This window comes from Enterococcus sp. 3C7_DIV0644 (assembly GCF_002141235.1).
Lineage (GTDB): Bacteria > Bacillota > Bacilli > Lactobacillales > Enterococcaceae > Enterococcus_D > Enterococcus_D entomosocium.
The window spans coordinates 1,431,906-1,458,717 of the sequence record NZ_NGLK01000001.1; the positions used below are offsets into that span (position 1 = coordinate 1,431,906).

General features: G+C 44.0%; 28 protein-coding genes and 1 other annotated feature. Of the genes, 7 read left to right on the forward strand and 21 right to left on the reverse strand.

Translation table 11 applies throughout. The features are described from left to right. Nucleotides 1–88: 88 nt before the first annotated feature. The 7 genes from A5877_RS06635 to A5877_RS06665 all read right to left on the reverse strand — a co-directional run bounded on the left by A5877_RS06635 (nucleotide 89) and on the right by A5877_RS06665 (nucleotide 6,933). Nucleotides 89–385 carry a hypothetical protein gene (locus tag A5877_RS06635; protein WP_016612926.1) on the reverse strand — a complete coding sequence of 99 codons (297 nt, stop codon included), beginning with the start codon at nucleotides 383–385 and terminating at the stop codon, nucleotides 89–91. An 8-nt stretch (nucleotides 386–393) separates the two neighbouring features. Then, entirely contained in the window at nucleotides 394–765 is a 372-nt protein-coding gene (locus A5877_RS06640) for a type II toxin-antitoxin system PemK/MazF family toxin (RefSeq protein WP_005227961.1), read from the reverse strand. A 9-nt stretch (nucleotides 766–774) separates the two neighbouring features. Next, nucleotides 775–1,896, reverse strand: a complete 1,122-nt coding sequence (gene alr, locus A5877_RS06645; protein ID WP_061053329.1) for an alanine racemase — start codon at nucleotides 1,894–1,896, stop codon at nucleotides 775–777. A gap of 121 nt (nucleotides 1,897–2,017) precedes the next feature. After that, nucleotides 2,018–2,383 (reverse strand): holo-ACP synthase, encoded by a 366-nt coding sequence (gene acpS / locus A5877_RS06650; protein ID WP_061053330.1) that lies wholly within the window; start codon nucleotides 2,381–2,383, stop codon nucleotides 2,018–2,020. Between the two features lie 202 nt (nucleotides 2,384–2,585). Continuing rightward, the gene (locus A5877_RS06655) at nucleotides 2,586–4,112 is read right to left on the reverse strand and encodes a DEAD/DEAH box helicase (RefSeq protein WP_010749100.1); all 1,527 of its coding nucleotides are present in this window, start codon (nucleotides 4,110–4,112) and stop codon (nucleotides 2,586–2,588) included. Between the two features lie 290 nt (nucleotides 4,113–4,402). After that, a complete protein-coding gene (murF, locus tag A5877_RS06660; protein WP_061053331.1) occupies nucleotides 4,403–5,752 on the reverse strand; it encodes a UDP-N-acetylmuramoyl-tripeptide--D-alanyl-D-alanine ligase in 1,350 nt (449 codons plus the stop codon). A gap of 86 nt (nucleotides 5,753–5,838) precedes the next feature. After that, entirely contained in the window at nucleotides 5,839–6,933 is a 1,095-nt protein-coding gene (locus A5877_RS06665; RefSeq protein WP_061053332.1) for a D-alanine--D-alanine ligase, read from the reverse strand. A 182-nt stretch (nucleotides 6,934–7,115) separates the two neighbouring features. Here A5877_RS06665 and A5877_RS06670 point away from each other — a divergent pair, with 182 nt between their 5' ends. After that, nucleotides 7,116–8,858 (forward strand): AarF/ABC1/UbiB kinase family protein, encoded by a 1,743-nt coding sequence (locus tag A5877_RS06670; protein WP_061053333.1) that lies wholly within the window; start codon nucleotides 7,116–7,118, stop codon nucleotides 8,856–8,858. Between the two features lie 52 nt (nucleotides 8,859–8,910). Here A5877_RS06670 and A5877_RS06675 read toward each other — a convergent pair whose 3' ends face one another. From A5877_RS06675 to A5877_RS06700, 6 genes are all read right to left on the reverse strand, one after another. Continuing rightward, nucleotides 8,911–9,363 carry a YaiI/YqxD family protein gene (locus A5877_RS06675; RefSeq protein ID WP_086316603.1) on the reverse strand — a complete coding sequence of 151 codons (453 nt, stop codon included), beginning with the start codon at nucleotides 9,361–9,363 and terminating at the stop codon, nucleotides 8,911–8,913. Between the two features lie 167 nt (nucleotides 9,364–9,530). After that, complete coding sequence (locus A5877_RS06680; protein WP_086316604.1) at nucleotides 9,531–10,196, reverse strand: ABC transporter ATP-binding protein; 666 nt, start codon at nucleotides 10,194–10,196, stop codon at nucleotides 9,531–9,533. Between the two features lie 10 nt (nucleotides 10,197–10,206). Further along, nucleotides 10,207–11,691 (reverse strand): ABC transporter permease, encoded by a 1,485-nt coding sequence (locus A5877_RS06685; RefSeq protein WP_061053335.1) that lies wholly within the window; start codon nucleotides 11,689–11,691, stop codon nucleotides 10,207–10,209. Nucleotides 11,692–11,861: 170 nt separating this feature from the next. Beyond that, nucleotides 11,862–13,718, reverse strand: coding sequence for a carbohydrate-binding domain-containing protein (locus A5877_RS06690; RefSeq protein ID WP_016621916.1), 1,857 nt, complete (start codon nucleotides 13,716–13,718; stop codon nucleotides 11,862–11,864). Between the two features lie 15 nt (nucleotides 13,719–13,733). Further along, the gene (locus A5877_RS06695; RefSeq protein ID WP_005233649.1) at nucleotides 13,734–14,411 is read right to left on the reverse strand and encodes a DUF4956 domain-containing protein; all 678 of its coding nucleotides are present in this window, start codon (nucleotides 14,409–14,411) and stop codon (nucleotides 13,734–13,736) included. After that, nucleotides 14,401–15,123: a polyphosphate polymerase domain-containing protein gene (locus A5877_RS06700; RefSeq protein WP_005233646.1), complete on the reverse strand. Its 723-nt coding sequence runs from the start codon at nucleotides 15,121–15,123 to the stop codon at nucleotides 14,401–14,403. Before A5877_RS06700 ends, A5877_RS06695 begins: the two co-directional genes overlap by 11 nt. Nucleotides 15,124–15,254: 131 nt before the next feature. On the opposite strand from A5877_RS06700, the gene A5877_RS06705 reads away from it, so the two are divergent. Genes A5877_RS06705 through A5877_RS06715 form a run of 3 tightly spaced genes read left to right on the forward strand, consistent with a single transcriptional unit; the run spans nucleotide 15,255 to nucleotide 17,736 of the window. Then, nucleotides 15,255–15,929 carry a response regulator transcription factor gene (locus tag A5877_RS06705; protein ID WP_005233644.1) on the forward strand — a complete coding sequence of 225 codons (675 nt, stop codon included), beginning with the start codon at nucleotides 15,255–15,257 and terminating at the stop codon, nucleotides 15,927–15,929. Nucleotides 15,930–15,932: 3 nt separating this feature from the next. Beyond that, nucleotides 15,933–17,249, forward strand: coding sequence for a cell wall metabolism sensor histidine kinase WalK (locus tag A5877_RS06710; RefSeq protein ID WP_061053336.1), 1,317 nt, complete (start codon nucleotides 15,933–15,935; stop codon nucleotides 17,247–17,249). A gap of 13 nt (nucleotides 17,250–17,262) precedes the next feature. Further along, nucleotides 17,263–17,736: a GNAT family N-acetyltransferase gene (locus tag A5877_RS06715; RefSeq protein WP_061053337.1), complete on the forward strand. Its 474-nt coding sequence runs from the start codon at nucleotides 17,263–17,265 to the stop codon at nucleotides 17,734–17,736. Nucleotides 17,737–18,087: 351 nt separating this feature from the next. On the opposite strand, the gene udk is transcribed toward A5877_RS06715, so the two are convergent. From udk to A5877_RS06730, 3 genes are all read right to left on the reverse strand, one after another. Further along, nucleotides 18,088–18,711, reverse strand: a complete 624-nt coding sequence (gene udk, locus A5877_RS06720) for a uridine kinase (protein ID WP_005227927.1) — start codon at nucleotides 18,709–18,711, stop codon at nucleotides 18,088–18,090. Nucleotides 18,712–18,794: 83 nt separating this feature from the next. Beyond that, the gene (locus A5877_RS06725; RefSeq protein ID WP_008379392.1) at nucleotides 18,795–19,478 is read right to left on the reverse strand and encodes a YjjG family noncanonical pyrimidine nucleotidase; all 684 of its coding nucleotides are present in this window, start codon (nucleotides 19,476–19,478) and stop codon (nucleotides 18,795–18,797) included. Nucleotides 19,479–19,492: 14 nt separating this feature from the next. After that, on the reverse strand, nucleotides 19,493–20,209 hold the full coding sequence (locus tag A5877_RS06730) for a 16S rRNA pseudouridine(516) synthase (protein WP_086316605.1): 717 nt from the start codon (nucleotides 20,207–20,209) through the stop codon (nucleotides 19,493–19,495). Between the two features lie 300 nt (nucleotides 20,210–20,509). On the opposite strand from A5877_RS06730, the gene A5877_RS06735 reads away from it, so the two are divergent. The 3 genes from A5877_RS06735 to A5877_RS06745 all read left to right on the forward strand — a co-directional run bounded on the left by A5877_RS06735 (nucleotide 20,510) and on the right by A5877_RS06745 (nucleotide 23,056). Beyond that, nucleotides 20,510–21,124 carry a 50S ribosomal protein L25/general stress protein Ctc gene (locus A5877_RS06735; RefSeq protein WP_005227923.1) on the forward strand — a complete coding sequence of 205 codons (615 nt, stop codon included), beginning with the start codon at nucleotides 20,510–20,512 and terminating at the stop codon, nucleotides 21,122–21,124. 318 nt (nucleotides 21,125–21,442) lie between these two features. After that, nucleotides 21,443–21,760, forward strand: a complete 318-nt coding sequence (locus A5877_RS06740) for a DUF960 domain-containing protein (RefSeq protein WP_005233624.1) — start codon at nucleotides 21,443–21,445, stop codon at nucleotides 21,758–21,760. Between the two features lie 243 nt (nucleotides 21,761–22,003). Next, complete coding sequence (locus tag A5877_RS06745) at nucleotides 22,004–23,056, forward strand: helix-turn-helix domain-containing protein (RefSeq protein WP_086316606.1); 1,053 nt, start codon at nucleotides 22,004–22,006, stop codon at nucleotides 23,054–23,056. Between the two features lie 38 nt (nucleotides 23,057–23,094). Here the strand turns inward: A5877_RS06745 and A5877_RS06750 are convergent, their stop codons facing one another. The 5 genes from A5877_RS06750 to A5877_RS06770 form a co-directional block, all read right to left on the reverse strand. Beyond that, the gene (locus A5877_RS06750; RefSeq protein ID WP_010749087.1) at nucleotides 23,095–23,949 is read right to left on the reverse strand and encodes a MetQ/NlpA family ABC transporter substrate-binding protein; all 855 of its coding nucleotides are present in this window, start codon (nucleotides 23,947–23,949) and stop codon (nucleotides 23,095–23,097) included. A 44-nt stretch (nucleotides 23,950–23,993) separates the two neighbouring features. Then, nucleotides 23,994–24,680 carry a methionine ABC transporter permease gene (locus A5877_RS06755; protein WP_086316607.1) on the reverse strand — a complete coding sequence of 229 codons (687 nt, stop codon included), beginning with the start codon at nucleotides 24,678–24,680 and terminating at the stop codon, nucleotides 23,994–23,996. After that, entirely contained in the window at nucleotides 24,673–25,707 is a 1,035-nt protein-coding gene (locus tag A5877_RS06760; RefSeq protein ID WP_008379383.1) for a methionine ABC transporter ATP-binding protein, read from the reverse strand. Before A5877_RS06760 ends, A5877_RS06755 begins: the two co-directional genes overlap by 8 nt. A 71-nt stretch (nucleotides 25,708–25,778) precedes the next feature. Then, nucleotides 25,779–26,028, reverse strand: a binding site (T-box leader). A gap of 77 nt (nucleotides 26,029–26,105) precedes the next feature. Further along, nucleotides 26,106–26,444, reverse strand: coding sequence for a glycine cleavage system protein H (locus A5877_RS06765; protein WP_086316608.1), 339 nt, complete (start codon nucleotides 26,442–26,444; stop codon nucleotides 26,106–26,108). Then, a complete protein-coding gene (locus A5877_RS06770; RefSeq protein ID WP_008379379.1) occupies nucleotides 26,426–26,803 on the reverse strand; it encodes an arsenate reductase family protein in 378 nt (125 codons plus the stop codon). The genes A5877_RS06765 and A5877_RS06770 overlap by 19 nt, the downstream gene beginning before the upstream one ends. Nucleotides 26,804–26,812: the final 9 nt, after the last annotated feature.

The window sequence follows — 26,812 nt, forward strand, 5'->3', positions numbered from 1 at the left end:
CCTGTGAAATAAATGGAGCAGCTCTTTCCTGCTTGTTTGCTTTTCCTTGAAGAGATACTCTCTCATGGGCACTGCTTTCTTCACATGATCACCCTTCAAAAGAAAGGACTCGGCCTTCTTTGGCGGTCAACATCCCCCGTTGCGGTGGCTGTAGCTGTAAATAAAGCTGGAGTGACATTTCTAATATCAGTTCTTTGTCTCCTTGTTGAAAAACGCCGTAATAATGGGTCTGTTCCCGTTTCTCTTCATATGTATGACTGACAAGGTAATACCCTTGTTCCATGGTTTCGTTGCGCTTTTTGGTTTCTGAAAGAAAACGGCGAATATGTTTATAAGTAAAGAGAATCAATAAAATGACAACTACTATTAATACTACATACCCCATTGCTTGTCTTACACCTCGATCGTTGATGTAGCAAAGGTCGGCTCCACACCAATACTGATCATCAAAGCAGCATCGACTTCACACATCACTTTATCGTCTAAATGACAAACTTTTTCTTTCAACCGACTTTTGTCGATCGTGCGGATCTGTTCCATCAAAATGACGGAGTCTTTGCCAATCCCTGTGCAAGAAGCGGAAATCCCAATGTGGGTTGGTAATTTCGGCTTCGCCATTTTTGCCGTGATCGCCGCAATGATCACGGTGGGACTGAAGTGATTGCCCAAGTCATTTTGAATGATCAAGACCGGTCGTATTCCGCCTTGCTCCGATCCAACGACTGGTGAAAGATCGGCAAAATAAATATCTCCCCTTTTTACCATAGGACCACCCTAACTTTTATATTCTCGCGGAACCCTTGCTGAGAGGGTGCACGCTACTTCATAGTGAATCGTTTCTAACTGGTCTGCAACATCCTGCATCGTAATTCGTTTCCCATGATTCTCACCAATCAACGTGACCGTTGTACCGACAGCAAAGGCTCGCGGCAAACGAATCATCAGTTGATCCATACACACCCGACCGACGATTTCACAAGGTTCGCCTTCTACTAAGAGTGAGAAGCCTTGCATTTTTCGTAACCAGCCATCCGCATAACCGATAGGCACAGTGCCGATCCATTCCTGACGGGGCGTGATATATGTCTCACCATAGCCAATCCCCGCTCCTTTTTCAAGTAATTTCACTTGGATCAGTTCAGAAACAAGTGAAAGGGCTGGTTTTAAGGAAAATGGTTCCTTCAATGCATGACCTGACGGATTCAATCCATACATCGCGATCCCAAAACGGACCATATTCCCAACGGCCTCTTTGTGCCACAAGGAGGTCGCGCTATTGCCTGTATGTATATATGTCGGCAAATAAGGCAAAACAGTTAAGACTTCTTTAAACCGCTGGTGCTGTGTTTCCCAATAAGTTGTATCAGCTTGATCGGCTGTGGAGAAATGGGTAAAGATTCCTTCCCAATCAAATGTGGGATGAGTTTCCAACCAAAGAACGGCTTGAAGCACTTCTTCTGGGGTCAAAAAACCGATTCTCCCCATGCCGGTATCCACTTTGACATGTACTTTAAGCGGTGTCTTTATAGGATTCTCTTCCAAATAAGTACCGGCTTCTACCAACCAGTCCATCGAAGCGACTGGAAAAGAAAAATCGTATTCTGCAAGTAAGGGAATATCTTGCACGTTCACAACCCCTAAAATCAGCAGCGGGTCAGTGATTCCTGCTTCTCGCAATTCGATTGCCTCATCGATCGTCGCAACGCAAAAACCGGCTGCACCGCCTTCTTTGGCTGCTTGAGCAGTTTGTACCGCTCCGTGCCCGTACCCATTGGCTTTTACCACCGCAAAAAGAAACGTCTCGCTTGGTAAGTGAGCAATCTCATTTTTGATGTTTTCGGTAATCGCGGTCGTATCAATAATCGCTTTCGTTGGTCTATGGTAAGCAACCACCATTTCCAGTTCCTTCTTTCTACTAATGCTTGATCAGACAAACAAATTAAGTTGGTTTTATGTAGTCGGCTGTTCGTCCATAAAGTATCGTAGTTTTTTCACCAAGTGACGACTTCCACTCAGGTTACTCACTATCCGATACTTCTAAGATAATTTGTGCAAAGGCAGTATCATTTGTATGGGTGATACTGACAAACGTTTTTTCTAAAGGGTGCGGTGCTTTGGTAACGATCGGTGCACCGAATTCATTGGTCAAGACTTCAATATCATGAAAAGAAACTTTGCCGATCCCCGTCCCCCAAGCTTTGGAGAACGCTTCTTTGCAGGCATAGCGCCCCCCGATGAACTCTACCTGACGTTTCAGGGGCAAACGGGCAAATAATTTTGCTTCCTTCTCTGTTAAAATACGCGTTATAAACTGAGGTTTTTTTTCAATTAATTCTTTCATTCGAGGCAGCTCGACTGCATCGATTCCGATTCCTTTAATCATTCTTCTCGCTACCTTTACTTAAGATAGGGGTTTCCAAATTGGAATTGGCCCTTGTTTAGCTAGTTACCATTCTACCAAAAAAATGGCGAATTACCATTCAAATCTGACGAGTTTATACGGAGATTAAGATTTTCAATTGCTCGTATTTGTTTTTTATATAAAAAAGACCTTGCAAGTTTCCTTACAAGGTCCACAAACTCAATTAGTCTTGGTTATTTCTGATAACGAAACCGCGTTTTTTGTCGTTGCTACGGCGATTGTTTTTACGGGCACCATCTTTTGAATAGTTACCACGGGCTTTATTGCCGTTGCCGCCGCCACGGTTCCCACCGTTTTCTTTGCGGTTACGATTGCCGCCATTGCTGTTATTGCTGCGACGTCCGTTTTTATTGAATGATTTTTTTCCTTGAGGTAATGGGCGTTCTGGTGTAATTTTGACTGGTTCTAAATCAGCTGGATCTTTCGCCATTGTTTTTAGAAGCAGTGCTGCTAAATCTTGTGCAGAATAACGTTCCAAAAGATCGTCGGCTGCTTGCAAGTATTTATCCAAACCATTTTCATCCAATTTTGTTTCAACAGATTCGATTGCGGCACCTAATTGACCTTTAAATGCTTCTTTTTCGGTTGGTGGGCGCATTGGTGTCATCCGTTTTTTCGTTAAGTTTTCAATGACATGCAAGTAGCTCATTTCGTTTGGTGTAACGAAAGTCACTGACATTCCGCCTTTTCCGGCACGACCTGTACGTCCGATCCGGTGAACATAGCTTTCAGGATCTTGAGGGATATCGTAGTTGTAAACGTGTGTAACACCAGAAATATCTAATCCGCGAGCTGCTACGTCTGTGGCAACTAAGATATCTAATTGACCACTCTTAAATGAACGTAAAACGCTCATCCGTTTTTGTTGAGAAAGGTCCCCATGAATGCCTTCAGCTTTGTAGCCACGAGCTTCTAAACCACGTGCCAATTCATCAACACGACGTTTCGTACGACCGAAAACGATCGTCAATTCTGGTGATTGCACATCCAACAAACGAGTCATGACATCGAATTTTTCATAATCTTTTGAGCGAACATAATATTGATCAATCAAATCAGCGGTCATTTCTTTGGCTTTGATTTGAACATGTTCAGGCTCTTTCATGAATTTCACGCCGATATTTTTGATTGCTGGCGGCATTGTTGCTGAAAATAGCAACGTTTGACGAACATCTGGCACTTGGCTGATGATTTTTTCAATATCTTCCAAGAAGCCCATGTTCAACATTTCGTCTGCTTCATCTAATACAAGCGTTTCAACCGTACCTAATTTTAAGGTGTGGCGGTTGATATGGTCTAACATACGTCCTGGCGTACCAACTACGATATGGGGACGATCTTTTAATTGACGGATTTGACGGCCGATATCGGCTCCACCGTAAACTGCTTGAACGCGAATTTTTTTGTCTTTACCAAGACGATACAATTCTTCTTGGGTTTGGATCGCTAATTCACGGGTTGGGGCAATCACTAATCCTTGTAGTTGATGGTTCGCTGGGTCGATTTTTTCTAACATTGGCAAACCAAATGCGGCGGTTTTACCAGTACCGGTCTGTGCTTGACCGATCACGTCTTTGCCTGCTAAGGCTAATGGAATCGTTGCTTCTTGGATGGGTGTTGCTTCTTCAAAGCCGGCACGCTCAACAGAAGTCAATAATTCGTTGGATAATTCTAGATCTTTAAATTTCAAATGGATCCTCCTAGGCTGGTCATCTTTTCGATGCCTGTTTTTCTATCATCGAAGCGTAGGTTAGTTCTTCAGAAACACAAGAGTAGTCCCATTTACTCTTATCTTTCTCTCGGTACCGAAAAACCGCTTCACGAAGGCATTATAAAAGGCTAAAACAAGTGTTGTTTGTCTCAGCCATCATTTTATCTCAAAACGTCAATGTTTTTTACAGTAATCATTCTGTGCTTCATCTTTCGGCGTTAGATAAGTATAACACGTTTTGAAAGTTTCAGCAAGATTTCAACTCCGCTTTACATTCCTTTTAGTGCATCAACGACTTCGCTCAAGCCCATGCCATTGCTCCCTTTGATTACCAAGCTGTCGGAAGGTTCTAAAGTTTCCTTTAAGGAGGCGATCAGTTGCGGTTTTTCATCTGTCGCAAAATAGCGCACCTTGTCAGCCAGTGGTGACTGAACTAGTCGTTTTTGCAATGCTTGCATTTCTTTGCCATAAAGAAAAACTAGTTGGAACGAGTCATCTAAATGTGCGGCCATCTGCTCGTGCATTTGTGCAGAATCTGGTCCTAATTCAAGCATATCTGCCAATACGGCGATCCGTCGTCCTTCTAACGGCAATTTGCGGAAACTATCCAATACAAGACCCATGGCAGTCGGATTGGCATTGTATATATCGCTCAAAATCGCTGCTCCGTTACCGGCAGTTACCCATTGGGTCCGATTTTTCGTTAATTGAAAATGCGCCAAGCCTTCCTTGATGGCTTCATCTGCTACACCAAAATGACGTCCTAACCCAATCGCGATCAAGGCATTTTTGACATTATAACCGCCTAATACCGGTAAGGTAAAAGTCGTACCTGCTACCGTAAAAATCGTTTGATCTTGCGATTCCTCTACGATGTCTCCTTGCAGATCTCCCTCTGTTAAGCCAAAAGTTTCAATGGGCTGCGTCAAGTTAGGAACAAAGGGGTCTAACAATGGTTCATCCGCCGGCATCATAAAGAAGCCGTCTTTTTTCAATCCTGCGGTGATCTCCATTTTGGCTTTGGCGATCCCTTCTCTGGACCCTAAGTTTTCAATGTGGGCTTCGCCAATCAAAGTGATCGCCGCTGCATCAGGTTCTGCTAAGCGCGAAAGGACTTCGATCTCTCCTGCATGGTCCATTCCCATTTCTAAAATCAACACTTGCGTATCTTCTGGTGCATGCAAGATAGTCAAAGGCACGCCTAGTTCATTGTTATGGTTACCTTGAGTTTTGTAGGTCTGGTATTTTTGTGCCATAACCGCGTCTACCATATCTTTTGTGGTTGTTTTCCCATTACTTCCGGTAATAGCGATGATTTTTGGCGCAAGTTTTTCTTTGTAGGCTCGTGCTAACTGTTGGAACGCTTTGACAGTATCCTTGACGGGGATCACAAGGATGCCTTGCGGTGGTTGTATGGTGGGATGACTCCACAATGTCGCGATCGCACCATTGTCTTTGGCTTGTTGGGCAAATTCATGTCCATCCCGAGTCCCCGCCAAGGGAACAAAAAGACTGTTTTCTTTGATTAGACGGCTGTCAAACTCCACAGAGGCAAGTGGTGTCTCATTTTCAATTGGCTGACCAAATACGGCAGCGGCTTCTTTTACAGTAAAATTCATCAGTTTCGCTCCTTTTTTACAAAAAAAGAAAGCACAAGATCGCTTCAAGTATTTTCCTTGAGTTGAGCTGGCTTTCTTCCTGCTATTTATTCTGCTTCGTTTTCGTTTTCTGCTTCCGTTTCGGTTGCTTCTACGTTGGTCAAGAACGAACGTCTTTGATTGAAACGATTCATCCCTAATTGGATCAATTCTTCAATCAAATCCCCATAAGGCAATCCGGTCTTTTCCCATAGCAATGGGTACATGCTGAATTCAGTGAATCCCGGCATCGTGTTTAGCTCATTTAAAAAGAGCTCGTTTTTATTGGTCAAAAAGAAATCACAACGGCTCAATCCACTGCCGCCTAACATCGTATAGGCTTTTTTCGCAAACTCTTGGGCTTTGGCTTGTGTTTCTTCGGGAATTTGCGCAGGAATCTGCATCTCGATTCGGTTGTCAATGTATTTGGAATTGTAATCATAAAACGCAACATCTTTTACGATTTCTCCCGGCATGGTGGTCCGCACGTCTTCGTTTCCAAGAACAGCGACTTCGATCTCACGGGCTTCGATTCCTTGTTCAACGATCGCTCGGGTATCATATCGATACGCTTCTTGTAGCGCATTTTGCAGTTCTTCACGGTTCTCGGCTTTCGAGATACCGACACTTGAGCCCATGTTGGCAGGTTTGACAAACATCGGATAAAGCAGACTGCCTTCACATTGATCGAAAATCTTTTTCGGATTTTCTTTCCACGCATTTTTCAAGACTGGTACATAGGGAACTTGCGGAATTCCCGCAGCTTGCAAGATGTACTTGGTCATGATTTTGTCCATCCCGCAGGCACTAGTCAAGACACCGGCTCCGACATAAGGCATTCCGATGGTTTCTAAAAACCCTTGGATCGTGCCGTCTTCGCCGTTTGGTCCATGGAGCAATGGAAAGACGATCGCGTCTTCTTCATAGATGGCCCCAGGTGAAATTTCTTCCCCTTTGGTCTCTTCGTTGGTCAATGCCAAAGTATCTGGTGACGTTGGCGCCTCAGACAATAATGGGCCTTTTAACCAGCGTCCTTCTTTAGTGATCATTACTAATTGAACTTGGTAGTAATTATAATATACAGCATTAACAACTGAAAAAGCGGATAACAGTGATACCTCATGCTCTGCACTGCGTCCCCCGTATAATAAAATGATTTTCAAAAGAATTTCCTCCTGTATTCATTGATTCTACCAAACTAAGTCTTCCACATTTTAGCACAAAATCGACCAACCGGCATTAAATCTTGCAGAAATTTCTTTAAGCTTACACAGTCGTTAGTTGAATGTTTTTCATTTTGTCAGTACTATGAATATATCACGGCACGTTTAAAGAGGTGGGACCTATGACAGAACAAACTGCTCCTTCTAGAAAAGGACGATTAAAACAAATCCTTCAAGTCTTTTTGAAATACAAAGTCGTTCAAAATATCAGCAAACAGCAGCATCCCGAAATGGTGCGTCAAGCGTTTGAAGAATTAGGACCAACATTTATCAAAATCGGGCAGATGCTTTCGGTCCGCAATGACCTACTTTCCAGCACTTTCGTTGATGCCTTCAAGCAGTTACAAGACAATGTCAAAAGCGATCCATTTCCCAAGGTCAAAGCACTGCTGGAAGCAGAACTACAGCAGCCACTAACGAAAGTTTTTTCCGCTTTTGATGAAATCCCAGTCGCCTCAGCTTCCATCGGACAAGCCCACCGAGCAAACTTGATCAGCGGCAAAGAAGTGATCGTCAAAGTGCAGCATCCGGGAATCATTGCGGCGATTCAAGTAGATCTCGATCTTTTTGAAAAAGCCCTGCCGTTGGTTCGCGCAATTCCAGAAGCCAATGTGGTGGATTTAAAAAGCGTGTTAAGCGAAGTCAGACGATCCCTTGCCAATGAAACGAATTTTTTGCAAGAGATGAAAAATGCGCAGGAATTCTACCGAAACAATCACCAAAACCCGCAATTGGCATTGCCAAAAGTTTATCCCGAATGGTGCACCCAAAAAGTATTAGTCATGGATTACATGGCCGGTGAAAGTTTGAACTGCTTGCTGACCCGCAGCAATCAAGATATCGTTTATGACAATCAGTCCGTGAAAGCAGTGAAAAAACAAGTGGGAACGCTATTAGTCGAAAACTTTATGAAGCAAGTCTTTGAAGATGGCTTCTTTCACGCTGATCCGCATCCTGGCAATCTTTTTTTACATGTCTTCACAGATCAAGCCAATCGACCAAAACCATTCCAAGTCAAACAGCGCGTCGGTGTCCTCGGCGGTGTTGATTATTCATTGAAGTGGCAAGAAGAAGCGATTATGCCGCCTTACCAAGTGATTTTCTTAGATTTTGGGATGATGGGACACTTGGATCAGTCATTACGCAGTCGCTTAGCTGATGCATTGATTGCTTTGTATACCCAAGACACCCAAGAAGTCGGCAAAGCTGTCTTGCGTTTGTGCAACAGCAGCGGCAGTTCCTTTGATGAAGTCGCCTTCTATCAGGATCTTCAAAAATTTGTTGAAAACTACTATAATATGCCGCTAAAGGATATCGACTTGCAAAAAGTGATGGGGGAAGTCATCACGATCTGCCATGATAACCAACTGCAGATGCATCGAGACATCACCTTGCTGATTAAGGCTTTTGGCACCTTGGAAGGTGTGATCAAAGCCTTAGACCCCGAATTATCAATGATGGAAGTCACTCAGCCTTTTGCTCAAAAATATTTCTTACAGCAGCTGAGTATTGAAGACGAGGTGAAAAAAAGCGCCTTGGCAACCGCAAAAAGCTTGCGGGCACTTAGCCACCTTCCTGATCGGACCTTGGCTGTCTTAGACACTTTTGCCACTGGTAAACACCGGTTGAATTTAGAGATCCGCGAACAAAAACAGCTATTGGACCGCTTTGATCAGATGGTCAATCGACTGGTGATCGGTATTATTCTAGCTGCGGTCATCCTTGGCTCTTCCTTATTGGTGGTCGCCAGCCCGCAACAAGGAGCCTTCGTCCATCAGATGGGGATCTTCGGATATACCTTAGCATTTTTCGCGATCGTGGCTTTAGTCAGCAAATACTTCTATGATCGTTTTCGCAAGAAATAAATAAGCACCTTCAATTCCCGTGGTTCATGCAGAAGCTGGGTCTTGAGGGTGCTTATTTTGCAAGGATCTGTCGCAATTCGTTTTCAAAGATTCGTTTGAAGGCTTCCCGATCCTCTTTCGTAAAGGGCTTCGGTCCTTTTGTGCGCTTGCCTGCTTTACGCATCTGCGCACCTAAGTAGCGTTGACCTAATAAAAAATCGATCGTTTCTGGCAAATACTCTATACCGTTATGGTGAAAAACTCGTGCTTTTTTGGGCAAGACTAACGAAGCTAAGCCATAATCTTGGGTGACGAGAAAATCGCCGGGTTCTATTTCCTTCACGATTTCATAATCCGCGCGATCCGAGCCTTTGTCGACATAGACAAAGTGGACATGGGCGGGATAGTCTTTGGTCGTATAATGATCGACACTGGTCACGATCACTATCGGCAGCTGATACTGCTGAGCCAGTTCAATCACTTCATTTTTCACCGGCGAACCGTCGCCGTCAATAAAAAGCCGCATCTGCTTGCTCCTCTCAAAAGTTCCTTCTTTTACAATTACTTCTATTGTAAGAGGAGCACCTAGAAGATGCAAGCAGACTTTGCGGTATTTTCATTTCAGTCTTGCTCAATGAGGGAATAAGAATGACGATCTTTGTCTCACTAACTAGCAGTTACCATACGCAAAGCTCACCTTTCAATTTTAGAAAATGCTCGTTCCTTCAACTCATAAACGACATCGCAAGCCTTTGCTACCTCTTGTTCATGGGTCACTAAGATGATACATTTTTTTTGCTCATGGGCAATTTCTTGAAACAGTTTGACGATTTCTTTAGATGTCGTTTCATCCAAGTTTCCAGTCGGTTCATCGGCTACGATCAGCTCATGTTCACAGCACAACGCGCGAACGATAGCGACCCGCTGCTGTTGCCCACCCGATAATTGGGTCACTTTTTTCAGTGCCAGCTCTTCCGTGATGCCAACTTTGGCTAAGTTGGCTAAAGCATAGGCCTTTTTATCGGCTTGCTGCGACTTCGCGATCGCCATGGCTGTGATCACATTGTCCAGTGCCGACATATAAGGCAATAGATTATACGCTTGGAACACGATGGAAACATCTTTGCGGCGGTATTCTCGCAATCCGATTTTTGCTAACGTTTCTTCATTGTAGAAAATCTTTCCTTCTTTCGGTGTATCTAGGCCCGTGATCAGTGACAGGAAAGTTGTTTTCCCCGATCCGCTAGAACCTAAGATCGCATACATCTTGCCAGGTTCAAAGATCAAATCAACGTCACGAAACAGCGCTTCTGCTTCGCTTTGATACCAATATCCTAATTGTTCTGTTCGTAATGTCATGTCGTTCCTCCTAAGAAACCAAGATTTTTTTCGGATTCAACCGCAAAATGCCCGCGGAAGAGAGTAAGATCGAGCCAAAACTGATCCCTAGACCGAGTAATGCCAATAGACCAATTTGTTGAGGGGAAACGGTGATTTCTAAGGACTCCACTTCTGCTGATTGGGTGAAGGATGGGAAAGAACCACCACGATTTCCGCCCATTTGCGGCATCTCCCCGCCTCCAGGACCAGCGTTTTCAGTGGCTGCTTGATCAGTCGTTGTCTCTGTTTGTTGTGCCAATAATTGCTCTCCGACGGCATTACCGACAAGATTGCCGCTAGCGGCCGCGATCCCTAAAGCAAATACCATACAGACAAAAATCTCTGTGAAAAACTGTAGGATCACTTTAGCCCGTGACTCGCCTAAAGAGAGCAATACACCAATCTCATAGCGACGTTCCCGAATCGACATCATCACGATCAACGTCAAAATAATGATACCGGCAGCAGCAACTAACACAATAATATTTTTTGCAAAGCTAGCGACATTATTCAATGGTGTCAGCATCGACTGATACATTTGATCGTTGGTTTGAATGCTGTAGGTTTCTGTATCGATCAACCCTTCCGCTTCTTCCACGAATGCTGTCATCTCAGACGGATCACTCAAGGTATAGGTTGCCGAGTCAATGGTGTCCTCATTGCCGCTCAACGTATTGGCAAGGGTATAAGAAGCAAAGATCGTGTTGGCTGGATTGAGAAAGTTGAACATTTGGCTCATGCTGTTGCCAACTTCACTCGTTTCATAGATTCCCTTGATCGTCACGTCTACTTCATTGTCCTCTGCATCAGTGATCGAAAACGTATCTCCGACCGCCAAATCATTCGCTTCAGCTAGTGAGGATTCGATCAGGACTTGGTTCGTACCTTCATCCTCAGAAGTAATTCCTTCTCCATCCGTGATCGTCGCTGTTCCTTCCGAAAAAGTCGTATACGCCGCACTGCTTGATACACCAGTGATTTGGAAATCACCCGTACTCATATTACCGCCAGGCATTCCTCCTGGCATACCGTCCATTTGCCCCGTCTCGCTGCTATCGGTTGCTTCTGACTCTGTCGATGAGTCACTGCTGGAGATCGGTTCGATCCCGCTGACGGCATCAGCAGAGGTGCTGACTTCAAAACTATATGAGGCAACCCCGTCTAAATCGGCGATCGCTTGGGCATCAGTAATCGCTACTGGTGTCGATTGAAAACTCCCTGGATCTGGTCGGGTGCTTTGGTCATCGCTGTCAGAAGAAGAGCTCCTTTGCTGAAAAGCCTGCTCGCGGTTTGCTTGCAACGTCACAGTTGCGCCAACACTTTTCTGGGCATTTTCAGTCGCTACTAGTGCCGCACTGCGAATCGTCAGACCCGCCAATACAAAAATCAAGATTGCAGAAAATACGGCGATCAGCAACAGGCTCCGGCCTTTTTTCGCCCATAAACTTTGGAGACCTCGTTTCAAAAAATTCATCTTTGTTCCTCCTGAATAGCTATTTATTGTCTTTCGACTATAAGGATCCTAGCTTAAATTGACCTTAAACCGTCTCCTGATTTTTTGAATCATAGAAACAGACCGCAACGACTGCCTGCGATCTGTTCGATTTATTGATAACCATTTGGTGATGATCGGTGAAACTTCAACTAACGACCAAAACCACCGCCCATCTGATTGGTTGTCGCTGTTGCACCTGATTGGGTCAAGTTAGCGATAGTATCCGTGACGGACAATGTTCCTAACTCTGTCCCATCACTGAGGGTTCCGCCAGCATAATAACCGGAGACTGCTTGTGCATCATTCGTCCCACCACTGACCAACGTATAGCTGCTATCGGTCAAATCTGGGCTGGAAAGAACCACGTGTTGGTAGCTTTTGCTTGGGGCATAGGACAAGATCGTCTGACCTTGACTGTCCTTTAAGGTCACTAGGGTCTCGGCTGATTGGGTTTGATCGAAACTGATTCCGATCGACTGTTGACTACCACCGCTAACGTTCATGGCCATATCGGTCGTGCCTGCCGCTAACAAGACGCCGCCGGTGAGTTCAAATGTGCCGTTATAGTCCAAAGCACCATTGCCACCGGTCGTTGGACCATTTACGATGACGACGCCATCACTCATGGTGACATTGCCATTACTATCCAGGCCATCCCCTTCGGCATCAATGACCAACGTTCCACCAGTGATCGTGATCTGTTTACTGTCATCCGCGGTATCGCCGCCGCCAGGGCCGCCGCCAAAACTGTCTTGACCAAATTGTCCCGTTGTTTCATCCGTATCACTGCCACCACCGGCATTGATCCCATCATCGCTAGCCACGACGTGTGTCGTGCCACCTGCAATCGTGATTACACTTGCTTCTAATCCTTCATAGGATTCTTCGATAGAAATCGTTCCGTCGGAGATCGTCAATTCATTGTCGGCGTGGATCCCATCATCGCCACTGCTGGCAGTGATCGTGCCACCTGCAATGTTGATCGTATCATTGGCATGCAAGCTATCATCCGCACTATCGATCGTAAAGGTGCCGCTGCTGATGGTCATCACACCGCCAGCTTTCAATCCTTTGTAACTTTCATCCGTCACTAGCGACTGACTTTGGGCTCCGTCAGCCGTTTTGATCGTGATATCAGCTGATTGGATGCTTAAATTTGTTTCTGCTTGGATCCCGTCACGACCACTTTGGATCGTAAAGGTACCACCATCGATCGCAACGTAGCCTTTTTCCGCATCTTCCGTATTATTCGCTTGGATACCATCTCCTTCAGTGGTGTTCAGTGTGTAGTTCCCCGCCAAGATCGATACGGAATCTTTTCCTTTGATGGCGTTGTTTTTCGCTGTGATTTCAATCGTACCACCTGCTAAAACCAAATCATCTTTGCTGCGCAATCCGTTGCTGTAATTTCCTGTGATCACCAACGTCCCATCGCCGTTGATGGACAAATCTTCTTTACTATAAAAGGCAGCATCTGGTTCTGTCTCGCCTTCAGCCAAGGTGTAGCTGCTGCCATCCGTCAGAGTATTCGTCGTATCACTGGCTAAGGTCGTGATGACTTTTTCTGCTTGTTCGATGACGACGGCCGCCCCGTCTTCATTGGTGATCGTGACACCAGCAAAGATCAGATGGACTTTTTCTTCTTTGTTGACGTTGACAACCAGTTGGCCATTACTTAACGACCCGCTGACGACATAGGTGCCGGCTTGGGTGATCGTCACGGTTTGGTCTTCCACTGAAACGCCATCAACAGCCGTCGTGTCGCTGCCATTCAATTCAAGTTGCGTAGCAGTTGCCTCATCGTAGGAAGCATCAACATCTTCTTCTTCGTAACTACCGTAATAGTCCACAGAATCATCAAGGGTCGTTGAAACGTTGGTCACTGCGGCAGAACCGGAAACTGCTGCTGCGGAACTGGAACTGCTGCTCGTGCTAGTACTATCGGTTTGCCCGCAAGCGCCTAAGAGCAGCGATGAGAGCAAGAGTGGATAAATGAGTTTTTTCATAAAAGGTTCCTCCTTCTACAGCTCATCGCGGTTAGCGGTGAGCTTGCCTAAAACAACAGGTAAATTGCCATTACGAACCCGAACTTCATCAATGATTTGCTTTTCTTGCGCTTGGTCTTTTAACAGCAACTGATAGCGCAATTCATACAAGCTTCCCATCGTCGTCGTTCGAACCGATGTCAGTTTGGCAGAATGCGTATATTTTTCAAAGAGATCATCGAATAATTGTGGATAATCCAAATCTTCCGGAATTGTGACCTTCAGTTCCCGTTCACTCGTGGCTTGTCGATCGCCAAAGGGCATCGTATATAAAAGGGTCAAGAAAAGCGCCACGATAATGGAAAAAATGACAACATAGCCGACATACCCCATCCCAGTTGCCAGACCGATCCCCATCGACCAAAAGACGCTGGTAATCTCTCTAGAACCCCCGGGAACCGAGCGGAAACGAATCAAACTGAAGGCACCTAAGATCGCCACCCCTGTGCCAAGATTGCCGTTGACTAGCATGATCACCGATTGAACGAGAATCGGTAAGACTGCCAAGGTAATGACGAAGTTTTTCGTATAGACATTGCGGATCATATGGATCGCTGCCACTAATAATCCTAAAAGCAATGAGGCGGCGATACAGATCAATAAGCTACTCCATTCAAGGGTGCTCGTATCGCCAGAAAATAGACTAGATAACATGTAACCGTTCCTCCTTCTTGAATAAATGCCGTTGATAGGTTTGGGCATATTTTGAAAAGCTGCCTTTGCGCACACTGTATTTGTTCAGCAGTTCCACAAACCATATTGGATAAGAGCCGAGGGCTTTGACTTCCATCAACACTCCGACTTCCGGTGCTACTAGTGCACCGTCACTACCGGAACCTAACATGAGATCGCAGGTGCGAAAGCGAATGTTTTGATCGAACGTCACGCGAAATTCACTATCATCATCAACAAACAGCGACAGGCGATCATAGGCAATCAAGACTTTTGGTAGCAGGTCCGGGTTTTTCTTAAATAACCAGTGGATCTCCGCGGCGATTTGCGGGGCTTCCTCCATTGACGGCAAGACCCCCGTTTGCAACCAGCGGCAATAGTCAGCATAGGGCATCGGAACGCGGCGTTTGTAGACCACGCCACTGACTTTCTTCTTGATCTCTAAAAAAATCAACTGTTGCTCTGTCGGTACCCCATAGCTGCGGACCCGAAATTTTTCTTTGTATTTCGGTTTGTCCATCGAATGACGAATAAAGCGGTAATCCTGGGTATCATAATACAAGGACATAATCGTGTGTTGCCCATATTCATCGATCGCCATTTTTTGCTGCAACTCGCCAAGAAATGCTGGAAATTGCTCCTTAGTCAATAGATATTTCGTCTCTTTTCTTTGAAAGACTTTTTTTAATTTCATAAAATGTTCCTCCCTTGAAATCCATGCACTGAATTTACGGCAGCTATCTTAAATGCAGCTTAAGACAAAACAGTTTTTTTAAGCATTTTTTATGCTATTCGTGCTATTCTTATCCTTAAAGAGGTGGGAACATGATTAAATTATTAGTAATCGAAGATGACAAAACATTATCTGAAAATATGAAAGAGATCGTCAGCGAAATCGGTGAAGTCACGCAAGCATATGATGGCAGTGAAGGCTTGTACGAGGCGGAAACGGGGATCTATGACTTGATTATTCTTGACTTGATGATGCCTGAGATGAACGGCTATGAGGTGCTTTCAGCATTACGAAAAAAAGGACTCCAAACACCCGTCCTGATTTTAACAGCCAAAGACGGCTTAGAAGACAAAGTAACCGGCTTTCAAAAAGGGGCTGATGATTATTTGACCAAGCCTTTTTATCGGGAAGAATTATTGATGCGGATCAAAGCGTTGCTAAAACGCTCCTTAGGTTTGTTCAATGAAAATACACTGGAATATAACGGGTTGCTCTGTAACCTTGGCACCAACGAGGTCAGCTATCAAGGGGAGCTTTTACCGATTCAAGGGAAAGAATTTGAGCTACTGCTCTATTTTCTACAAAATAGAAACATTATTTTGACCAAGGAACAGATTTTTGATCGCATCTGGGGGTTCGATTCAGAAACGACCCTGACTGTCGTAGAAGTCTACATGAGCAATCTGCGAAAACACTTGCGCCAGACAGGAATCGACAAAGAGATCCGTACGTTGCGAAATGTCGGCTATATTATGCAAGGAGCCTAGTCTATGAATAAAGAACGCTCTAAGAGACAACGGCTGCACTCCTTTCTCCTAAATGTCAGTGCCTTTGCTTTGGTCTTCTTACTTTTAGGAACGATCGTGCTCCAATTATTCAACCAATCGGCTTATCGTCAAACCGATATTTCTTTGGAACAAGCAGTCAAAGATACCCGCTTGATCCAAGCTGAGATCAGCGCTTCACAATCCAATCTAGAGGTATTGCCACCAGATAGTGCAATGCCGAAGATCCCTGGTACCAATCGCTTCAACACCCAGTTGATCCTCTGGTCTGAGGACGGCGAGATTTTAAACAAACAGACTTTAGGCGGCCGTTTTTCACAATTGGCAAGTCTATCTTTAGATACGAGCCATTTAGACAGTATCACGTCTTTTTCAGTGGTGGATCAGTCCTTGTCAGAGGAAGAAGAGACACTTTTGTTTCGCTCAATCACCACCAAAGCCCCAACCAATGACGCCGGGGTCGGCTATATCCAAGTCTTAGCGAACACCAATCAAATCAAAAATGCCATGAACAATTTCCAAACCATCTTGATTTTATCGATGATTTTTTTCTGGATTCTCTCGATCGGGATCAGCTACTTGCTTTCCAGCTTGAACATGCGCCCAATTTTAGCCTCGTGGAAGAAACAACAAGAATTTGTCGAAAATGCTTCTCACGAGCTGCGCACACCATTGACGATCATTCAAAATAGTCTGGAGCGCCTGTTTACCAAGCCCAATCATACGATCATTGAAGAATCTGAAAGCATCGCCCAAGCGTTAGCGGAAACCCGACGGCTAACTGGATTAACGGCTGATCTACTAACGATTGCCCGCAGTGATTCCAATCAACTGCAGTTAACGAAAGAAACCGTCGAATTAGTTCCGTTTATCGATGACTTAGTCAAACCTTTCAAAGAAATTGCCGAACTGGATCAAAAACATTTTATTGTCGAAAATTTTGCCAAAACGACCGCTTGCTTTGATCAAAAGAAAATTCATCAAGTCCTCGTGATTCTCCTAGATAATGCCTTAAAATATACCAGCAGTGGTGATAAAATTACGCTCTTATCGGAGATTTCTAACAAGCAATGGCTGATCGAGGTCAAAAATACTGGACCAACTATTTCCGATGAAGAGAAAGCTCGCATCTTTGACCGCTTCTACCGTGAGGATCGTTCTCGCTCCAAGGAGACCGGCGGCTATGGTTTAGGCTTAGCGATCGCCAAGCAAATCGTCGAAGAGCACAAAGGACAAATCCAGGTCAAAGATTTGCAGCCACGAGGGGTTATTTTTCAGATTCGCTTACCTAAAGAAGGATAAAGGAGAAAAACAAATGCAGGTCATCACCCTTAAAGAACACCCTGACTACTTAGCAGAAGCGATTCGTTACTTCCAAAAGCAGTGGGCTGGTCCCGATTCCCTCATGGTTTATGAGGATAGCCTGACCCATAGTTTTTCAACAAGCAGTTTGCCGCAATGGCTGCTGCTGGTCAACGAAGAAATCGCAGCAGACGGACGTTATCAAATCATCGGCTGTGGCGGCTTGATCCCCAACGACTTCATCAGTCGGATGGATTTGACCCCTTGGCTTTGCGCCTTGTATGTGGACCCTTTGTGGCGTGGCCAAGGTGGTGCCCGCCTTTTGATCGAAACAGCCAAACAACGCGCTGCTGTAGCTGGCTTTGATTCTTTGTATCTATGTACGGATCTTTCTACTTTTTATGAGCAGTTTGCTTTTGAACCGATTGGCACTGGTTACCATCCTTGGGGAGAGCCTTCCACCATCTATCGCTGTTCTCTCACGTAAATAAACAAAAAAAAGCTGTGAACAAAATTGTTCACAGCTTTTTTCACTCACAGTACTATTGCTAGTAGAATACCCTATCTCCACAAAAGGAATATTCCGACACCCTACAAATCCGGTAGGTTGCTTACGCGGTGTGCCTCTGCTATCAATCTGGTCAGCTAATGCTAGACCTTCTCGACTCGTCGCATGAGGATTACTTTACCATAAAATTAGTCGGAATACTACTGTTTTTTTTATAAAATCAAAAACTGCGGATAAACATCTTTCAAGAAAGAGCACTTATCAGCAGTTTTACATGAACCAGTTGTTTCTTCTCAAAAGAAACGTTCAAATCGATGGATTCAAGAAACCTTAGGATAAAAAGGTTGCCACTTTGGTCGTAATCAAATCAATGGCTACGTGGTTTTCGCCGCCTTCTGGTACGATGACATCAGCATACCGTTTTGTCGGTTCGATAAATTGATGATACATCGGTTTTACGACCGTCAAGTATTGTTCGATCACAGAATCCAACGTCCGGCCACGTTCTTCCATATCACGTTTGATTCGGCGAATAATCCGAATATCATCGTCTGTATCAACATAAAGTTTAATATCCATTAAATTACGTAATCGCTCATCTTCTAAAATCAAGATCCCTTCCAAGATAATGACTTCTTTGGGTTCTTGAATGATCGTTGCTTCGCTGCGAGTATGAGCGACATAATCATAGACAGGTTTTTCGATCGTTTGATATGCAAGCAGCTGCTGCAAGTGATCGATCAACAAATCAGTATCAAATGCAAAAGGATGGTCATAGTTGGTGTTCAACCGTTCTTCAAAGCTCAGATCACTTTGGTCTTTATAGTAGGAGTCTTGTTCAAGCATCATAATAGAATGGTTGGGGAAATGATTAAAGATCGCCCGACTCACGCTTGTTTTTCCACTACCTGATCCACCTGTCACACCAATAATAATGGGCTTGCCATTCGTCATTCAATTAACCTCTTTCATCTTAAAAAATTCACACTGGTTCTATTATAGCGAAAATTCGGCAAATTACTACTGTTTCTGTAGAATCAGTGCTGCAATAAAGGAAGTAATTGCTGCAAACGTTCGATCTCAACGGTAGGCTGAATCTCACCACTGTTTTTTTTCTTTGGATTAAACCAAATCGTGTCGATCCCTGCCAATTGTCCGCCTAAGATATCTGAAGTCAGTGAATCGCCAATAATGACTGTTTCTTGTTTTTTAACGTTTGGTATGCGGGCAAACACGTAGTCAAAATATTCTTTCATTGGTTTTTGATAACCCGTGTCTTCTGAAACAAAAATATCACGGAAATAGGGCTTCAATTTGGCATCTTCCAAGCGACGGTACTGGGTTTCAGAAACCCCGTTCGTAACCACGTATAGGTCAAAATGCTGCGCCAACTCCGCTAAGATCTCATCACTGTTGTCTAACAGTTTATGTCCTTCATTTAGAAATTCTCGGTACGCCAATTCAACTGCTGGACTATCGACCTGAATGCCTTGCGTTTCAAAAAACAAGCCAAAACGCTCATTGATGACTTGGTCTCTCGTGATTTTCCCTTGCTCAAACTGCTGCCACAAATCATGATTGATCGTTTGATAGCTTTGTTTGCGCTCTGGAGTCATTTCCAAGCCATGAGCTTCAAACAGTGCTTTTAAGGCTTGATCTTCGGTATCTTGAAAGTCGAGGATCGTGTCATCGACATCAAATAATAATGTTTTATACTTCATTTTCTCCCTCTTTCTCAGCGGAAATGCGCCGCCAGTCCTTTTAATTCTTCTTGCGTCAGCGAGCGATAACTGCCCACTGCTAAATCATCTGGTAGAACCAGCGAACCCATCGCTGTTCGTTTCAGCTGAATGACTTTTTTCCCTCGGGCTAAAAACATCTTTTTCACTTGATGGAACTTGCCTTCAGCAATTTCTAACGAAACAAAGGAATGATCCGCTCGGGCATCGATGATCGTTAGGGCAGCTGGTTTGCAAGTGACACCACCATGAAAGGTGATCCCTGCAGCAAATGCCGCCACATCCTCAGGAGTCACCAAGTCATTGACCACCACTTCATATCGCTTGGTCACCTTTTTGGTGGGATGCAGCAAGTCATAGCCTAACTGACCATTCGTCGTAACTAATACCAACCCTTCCGTGTCCCGATCCAATCGACCGACGGCATAAAGATCAGGATGTTGATCTTCGGGTGCAATCAAAGCGATCACTGTCTGGTGCTGTTGATCCAGATTGGCTGTAACGATACCCTTGGGCTTGTTGACGATATAATAGCGTTCCTGTGTTTCCAACTGCCGCCCCGCAACCATGATTTGATGCAAGCTGCTATCGACGTTGCGCTCGGGCCTTCGCTCAATCCTATGATCCACAAAGACTTTTCCTTGCTGAAACAACCGTTTCATCTCTTTCCGGGATGTATTCAATTGTTGCTCGATCACTTTATCTAAACGCATAAATTTTTCTCCATAGTGGCTATTATAGCTTAGGATCTAGCGAAAGGAAACTGCCAGGATTTCAAATGATTTGACTTTCTTTGTCTTTTTGCGTAAGGTTAAAGAGTAAAGTAAATATAGTTTCTCATACACAGCGTTATGACCTGGTGGAGAAAAGTTGAACCAAAACTTTCTGGGGCAGTTGTGTACACAACTGCCCTTTTGCGTGTTTTCACTCACGTACCACTTAATGTGCAGAGTTAACAAAATTTGCTTAAAAAATCTCGTTACTAACGAGAAAATTTTAGGAGGAATTGAGTTATGTCAGTATCATTAGAAGTTACGAAAAGAGAAGTTCGCCCACGTTCTTTACGGAACAAGTTGCGTCACGAAGGAAAAGTACCTGCAATTGTCAATGGGTACAAAGTAGAAAGCACACCGATTGCTGTCAATGCAGCAGAATTAGAAAAAATCTTGCGTGAAAATGGATTGAATACCGTAATCACGATCAGTTTAGAAGGCAAAAAAGTCAATACACTGATCAAAGAGTATCAATCAGATACCTTCACACGCAATTTAACCCACGTTGAATTCCTATCTGTCGATATGAATGAAGAAACAGAAGTAGAAGCAGAAGTAACCTTAATTGGTGAATCTGCTGGTGTCAAAGCTGGTGGTGTTCTAGCACAAAACTTGTATACAGTCGTTGTATCAGCAACACCAGACAAATTGCCTGAACGTGTTGAGATCGATGTGACATCATTAGAGATCGGCGATTCATTAACAGTGGCTGATCTGCCTAAGAACGACGAGTACACGATCGTGACCGATCCAGAAGAACAAATCGTTGCGGTTACTGAACCACAAGAAATCTCTGAAGATGAAGAAGCCGGCGAAGCTGCTGAACCAGCAGTTATCGGTGAAGACGAAGAGTAATCATAGAACACCGTTCTTAAGACCACGTCTTCAATCAACAGACACTTCTAAGAAATGTAGGACTCTTGAAGGGATTTCCCTTCAAGAGTCCTTTTCATTCTTACGAAGAGCTGGTATGCTGCAACTGACTATTTCCCATTGAAAGACGTCTTTGGGAAAGCTTGGTCCAGCCAACCCAACAAATTTTTAAGAAAATAGTTAAAATGCGTCGCTGACCAAAAAGAAAAGCAGAAGTAGTTGCATTTTTGACGGTTCTTCATTATGATAAATAGACAAATTTGATGTTAATGGCAAGCCTACTTGAAGGAGGGGTTTATTATGTTTGAAACATTTGATGATCACCGCAGTCGTTACGCTTCTGGCGGTATTGTTCAAACACTACCTAGCGAACTGATCGATAGTATCTGGTTAATCATTGATCTTGATTTAAAAGGGTTTATTCCGTTGACAAATCTGCTCACCTTTGAAGTCCAAAACAATCATGGTCGTGTCACCCTGCTTTTTTCTCAAGCCCAAAGTCAAATCGAACTTGGTGTTGATCTACCGTACCGGTATTCCGACCTGTATCCCCAAAAAGTCTATGTGTATGATGATGGGCAGCGGCAAACGATTTTATTGCCTAGCGAGACTCGTTAACGCCCATTCGCCATTCTCTTTTTATAACGACACCTATATAAAAAACCACCCTTTTTATTTTAGAAGGTGGTTTTTTTTTGCATACCTCCTTTCATTTAATTCTGTCTAGCAGCAATTTCAAATAAATACTCGACAAAAACATCGTTTTTTATTACGTTTTATTGACTATTTTTTGCGAGTGAAAATAACGAATGAAGTTCCCTTATAATAAGGACAGTTGCAAAATTTAGCTGAAAGAGGTGCATGATGTTGAAAAATATCCTTGAAAAAGATATTATGCAAATGCTGCGACTCTCCACAACACTTTTAACCGAAAATCCCCTGCCTTTGAATAAAGCTGCTGCCGCCCAAAAAATCTCTGTCAAAACGATCCGCCGGCTGCTGTCAAGCTATTTAAACGAGGACCCATTCTTCCACTATGATGTACAACAAGGGCACATTCGTGCAGACCGCCATTTGCAGCAATCAGCCAGTTGCTCCCTCCCCCATATGGAAATGATTGCTGCATTATTCACTAAAAGTGCAAATTATCAGCTACTCTTGCTCTTGTTAAAAATGCCGACTATTTCCTTTGCAGATCTCTACAAACGCTATTATCTCAGCCCATCCAGTTTGCATCGGCGCTTTTCATCCTTTTCTAACTTTTTAGCACCTTATCAACTAGCTATCGATCGCCGCAGTTATCCTTTAATCACTGGCAACGAACGACAACTGCGCTATGTGCTTTTTCGCCTTACCCTCTTAGCAAACCCAGCGCTTATCTCCCCCAATCAAGCGTTTCAGGAGCTGACACAAATCCATCAGTTACGGAAAACTGCTTTTTATCCCAACACATCAATCACGTTTACTCAACAAGTTTTTCCCAAACACTTTGTTCCAAGTTTCTACTTAGTCGGCGAACGCAGCTATTTGTTTTTATGGAAACAGCTTCTAACACTGGAGCCTTTCTATGTACCTGCAGAAGAATCTGGCCTCTTATGCCAAATCATCACCCCAGTTTTGAGACAGTATCCAATCGAGCAGCCGTTAGAGGTTCTTTTGCCGAAAATTTTCCAAGCCCATCTGCTGGGGGCATTATTGGAGGGCAATTTATTTGTCTACCCGCCATTAAATCCTCGCTTATCTGAACGTTCACAACGCTTGGTCCGTGCTTTCTTGACACAGCTTCCCCACTACGAAAAACTTTTAAAGAAGCATCCCGAGTTGCCCTTACTCTATGAATGCATTTGGCAAGACGTCTCTTTCTTCCAACCCATCATTGCCTTTCCGCAACAAAAAGAGCGCCCACTTGAATAGCGGTACGCTCTTTTTAAAATCATTTTACTATCAGTGAATTATTTTGCGTCAGCATCAACGATTTTCACTGAACCTTGCCATTGTTCCTCAACAAAATCTTTGATTTCGTCTGAATGAAGCACTTCGATCAATTTCTTGATTTTGTCGCTATCTTCGTCACCACTGCGGACAGCGATCACGTTGACATAAGGAGAATTATCCGCTTCTAATAAAACAGAATCATCCGCTGGGTTCAAATCGATCCCGAATGCGAAGTTCGCATTGATGGCAATTAGGTCTGCTTCGTCGTTTTGATAAGCAGTCGCCAAAAGAGATGGATCGACGTCATGTTTAAATTCTAAGTTTTTCGGATTTTCAGCAATATCATCAAAGGTTGCCGTTTCTGTATCAACGCCGTCTTTTAAGGTGATCAAGTCAGCATCTTGTAAAATCGTTAGGATACGACCCCAGTCAGATTCAGAAGTGGAAGTAAGAACCGTTGCACCATCTTCTAGTTCTGAAATATCAGAGATTCGTTTTGAGTAAAGACCCATTGGCTCGATATGGATCGCACCGGCATTAACAAAGTCATAGCCATTGTCTGCGATTTGTTTGTTCAAGTAAGGAATGTGTTGGAAGTAATTGGCATCGATATCGCCATTTTCCAATGCTTTGTTTGGCAACACATAATCATCGAAGGTCTTGATTTCAAGATCAATGCCTTCTTCTGCTAGTAAAGGTTTGGCTTGTTCTAAAATTTCCGCATGAGGCGTAACCGATGCACCGATCACTAATTTTGTTGATTCTCCCTCAGCCGCAGATGAATCAGAGCTTCCTGAATTTGAGCCCGTTCCACAAGCAGCTAAAGCGGCAGTTAACAATAAGGTTGTTGCAATACCAAAAATCTTTTTCATATCCATTTCCTCCCATATTTTCCACTTTTTGTTCTTCGTTTCATTTACCGTTTATCGGTGGCCTTCGCAAGGAAATCGCCGCCCCCTTGGATAATGAAAACGATAATTAAAATAATCACTGTTGCAACAAGCGTAACAGTGTAATTTCCACGTTGAAATCCTTCTTGCCAAGCCAAAGCGCCTAGCCCACCGGCACCAATCGCACCTGCCATGGCGGTATAACCAATCATTGAGATCGTTGTGACCGTCAGTCCTGAAATCAATGCCGGAACACTTTCTGGAATCACGATCTTATAAATGATCTCCCAGTAACTGGCGCCCATCGCTTCGGCGGCTTCAATCACACCAGGATTGACTTCACGAAAAGCAATTTCCACCATCCGAGCATAAAACGGCGCAGCCGATAAAACTAATGCTGGGATCGCTGCTTTTGCCCCTAGGAACGAACCGACTAATAATGTTGTAAACGGAATGATCAAGACCATCAAAATCATGAATGGCGTTGAGCGAAAGGCGTTACTGATGATGGAAACCACATTATAGAAAATGTTGGCTCCCGCCGTTTGTTTACGCCCTAGTGAATAAAGCGCCAATCCTAGAAGCAAACCGATCACAACCACTAAAACCATTGAGAAAAAAGTCATAAACAAAGTGTCCAGAGTGGCTTGCTGCATGTTGGTCCAGTCGACTTTTTCAAAATTAAAATAGGTTTCTACAAATGACTTATCCACGTTCAATCACCTCCACGCCCACTTGCTGCTCTTTGAAAAAGGCGATCGCTTTTTCGACCTCACTTGCTTCACCTGTCAATAAGACCGTCAAGCCGCCGAAGGATCCTTCATTGGTTTGTTGGATCTTTCCGTAAACGACATTGACATCGATCTGAAAGCGGCGGATCGCTTGTGAAATCACTGGTTCATTGGCGTTGTCTTGTGTGAATGTCAAGGTCACTAAATGCCCTTGCGGATTTTCTCGTAAGAAGGCTTGCCGTAGTTCTTCAACATCTTCTTCTGGTTCCAAATCTTGCTGAACAAAACGTTTGGTCACTTCTTGCTGCGGGTTACGGAAAACCGATTGTACTGATCCTTCTTCCACGATCTGCCCATGCTCCATCACCGCGACCTTGTTGCAGATTTTGCGAATGACGTTCATTTCATGGGTAATCAGCACGATCGTCAAATGCAATTTTTTATTGATGGAAAGCAAGAGATCCAACACTTCTTCTGTTGTTTGTGGATCTAACGCACTCGTTGCTTCATCACACAGCAAAATTTCTGGTTCATTCGCTAATGCACGAGCAATCCCGACTCTTTGCTTTTGTCCGCCAGACAATTGTGCCGGATAGGCAGTTTCCCGTCCTTCCAACCCAACTAACTTGATCAGCTCTTGCGCCCGTTGCCGTCGTTTTGCTTTTTCAACGCCTGCCAACTCCAATGGCAATTCGATGTTCTCCGCCACCGTTCGAGACCATAATAGATTAAAGTGCTGAAAAATCATGCCGATTTTTTTGCGGAAGTTTCTCAATTCTTTGTTTTTCAATGCCAAAATATTTTGACCGTTAATGACTACATCTCCTGCTGTCGGCAATTCTAAGCCGTTCAACAAACGAACTAATGTACTTTTCCCAGCACCAGAGTAGCCGACGATTCCATAGATATCGCCTTTTTCCACTTGCAGTGAAACATCATTGACGGCGTGGACAGCCGTTTGCTTTTTGCCGAATGACTTTTTTACATGCGACAATTCGATTAATGCCATGTTATTCCCATCTTTCCTCTTTGGTTGGTTAAACACAAAAAAAGCTCTCATCCTCTGTACATTATACTGTTACAAAGGACGAAAGCACAACTTCCGCGTTACCACCTTGATTTACTGTCGATTCGCATCAACAGCCTCGCTCAGTACTTGAATTGCTTCGCATACTGCTGCACTGTAACGGGTGCCTCCCGTGATAGGCTTGTTTCCACTCACCTATCATGCTCAAAGACCATCTTCCATCCTCTCTCCGTTGCCCATTTGCACCAAACAGGGCTCTCTGTGTACGTTAAGAACATGTACTCTTCTTTTCAAAGCATTCATTTATTGAGCAAATTATAGCAACGTCTTATCCGACTGTCAATTCTTTTTGAAAAAATAGTCGTTTTTACAGATTTGACTTACAAGGCTTCAAATTGACTTGGGTCAACCTCTTTGAAGCTGACAAGCCAAGCGTTCATTTCGTCTTCATCATTTAAGGTATCAATGGATTGATCGATTTTTTCATTTACGGAAGAAATCACGCCCGTCAATGGACTTGGAAATTCACTGACTGCTTTTTCCGCTTCCAGCTCAACAAGGGTCTCTCCTTGTTTTAAAGCAGTTCCTGCTTTTTTAATCGAAGCAAACGTGACCGCACCAAGTTCTTCTTGCGCTTCTTTTGTTAAACCGACACAATATTCTTTCCCGTTAAACAAAACCCACAAATTATCTTTTTTTCTTAAGCATTTCTTTTCCATGATTCTTGTAAGACTCCTTCATATTCATTTTCTTTAAATCCATTAATCAAAAAGCGGTCGCCGCTAACGAGTAGTGGGCGCTTGATCAACATACCATCGGTTGCCAGCACATCGGCTGCGTCTTGGGCAGTCATGGTCGGCACTTTTTCTTTTAATTGCAATTCACGGTATTTCATGCCGCTTGTGTTAAAGAAACGGGTTAACGGTGCTTCGCTTGATTGAATCCAAGCCAGCAATTGTTCCGGTTGAGGCGGTGTGGCCACCATATCGATCGCTTCAAAGGGAATCTCGTGCTCTTCTAACCAACGCTTCGCATTTCGGCATGTACTGCATTTTGGGTACCAATAAAATGTAATCATGTGAACTCC